Annotated in this window: 1 protein-coding gene; it reads left to right on the forward strand. The window is 65.9% G+C overall.

Going from position 1 to position 1,083, the window contains the following annotated elements; all coding sequences use genetic code 11:
- Positions 1-7: 7 nt before the first annotated feature.
- Positions 8-1,083: condensation domain-containing protein (locus tag AB0L95_RS42255; RefSeq protein ID WP_365172009.1), on the forward strand; the 1,076-nt coding region annotated here is incomplete at its 3' end.

The raw sequence follows: 1,083 nt of genomic DNA on the forward strand, positions 1-1,083 counted from the left end.
GTCAGTCATGGACATCACCGCAGCGCCGCTGGTGCGGGTCACCACAGCAGTGGTGCCGGGTTCGCAGCGTTGGGTGGCGTTGCTCCAGGTGCACCATCTGGTCCAGGATCACACTGCGGTGGATGTGCTGTTCGCGGAGGTTCAGGCGTTCCTGGAGGGTCGGGAGGCGGAGCTTGCGGTGCCGCTTCCGTTCCGGAATTTCGTCGCGCAGGCCAGGCTGGGTATCCCGGTCGCCGAGCACGAGGCGTTCTTCGGGCGCCTGCTCGGTGATGTCACCGAACCGACCGCCTCCTTCGGCATCACTGATGTACGGGGTGACGGCAGTGAGGTGGCCGAGCTCCGCAAACCCCTCGACGGAGTCACTGCCACCGCTGTGCGTGAGGTGGCGCGGCGTTTGGGTGTGAGTGCGGCGACGGTGCTGCATGTGATGTTCGCCCGGGTGGTGGGGGTGGTTTCGGGTCGTGAGGATGTGGTTTTCGGGACGGTGTTGTTCGGCCGGATGCAGGCCGGTCAGGGTGCGGACCGGGTACCGGGGTTGTTCATCAACACCCTGCCCGTCCGTCTCGACACCAGCATGAGGGGTGTCCTGGATGCGGTCCGGTGCATGCAGGGTGATCTGGCGGAGCTGCTGGTTCATGAGCATGCTCCGTTGGCGTTGGCGCAGCGGATGAGCGGGGTGCCGGCGGAGGCGCCGTTGTTCACGGCGTTGTTCAACTACCGTCATAGTGCGGGTGCGGCGGATGCCGGTGTGGAGGTGGAGGGGATCGAGGTCCTCTTCGCGCAGGAGCGGACCAACTATCCGTTGACGGTGTCGGTGGACGACACCGGTGACGGGTTCGTCTTCACCGTGCAGTGTGTCGATCCCATCGATCCGGACCTGGTGCTGTCCTTGATGGACACTGCCACCAGCCGTCTCGTCCACGCCCTGGACCAGGCCCCCGACACCCCCGTACACACTTTGCCGGTCCTCGACGACACCCACCTCGACCAGGTCCTCACCGACTGGAACGACACTGCTGCTGTGGTGGCGGACGGCACGCTGCCGGTGTTGTTCGAGGAGCAGGTCGCGCGGACTCCGGACGC

The sequence above is a fragment of the Streptomyces sp. NPDC052036 genome (assembly GCF_040680495.1).
Classification (GTDB): domain Bacteria; phylum Actinomycetota; class Actinomycetes; order Streptomycetales; family Streptomycetaceae; genus Streptomyces.